A 265-nucleotide genomic window follows, 5' to 3' on the forward strand; every position below is an offset into this window, starting at 1 on the left:
CTGCGGCGAGGTCGACGAACGTTCCCGGCGTGCCCGCGTAGAGGATCAGCGCAACCAATGGTGCCGCGCGGCCGTCATCGATACCGGGCAGCATCAGCCGAAGCGAGGTGCGAACATTCTTGGCCGCGCCGTCCTCAAGGGTGGTGAAAGTGAATGGCGGAATACTGCCGTCGACGGTCACGCTGAGACCGAGATAGCTGGGCACGGCCGCCTGGGCGTCGACACCCAATTGGTGCAGACTGTGCAGCACATCGGCGCCGGGCTC

1 protein-coding gene is annotated in these 265 nt (G+C 65.7%); it reads right to left on the reverse strand.

The window, feature by feature from the left end; translation table 11 throughout:
- A partial coding sequence (locus FPZ47_RS28800) for a hypothetical protein (RefSeq protein WP_168209601.1) occupies positions 1–265 on the reverse strand: 265 nt, incomplete at both ends.

The sequence above is a fragment of the Mycobacterium helveticum genome (assembly GCF_007714205.1).
Taxonomy (GTDB): domain Bacteria; phylum Actinomycetota; class Actinomycetes; order Mycobacteriales; family Mycobacteriaceae; genus Mycobacterium; species Mycobacterium helveticum.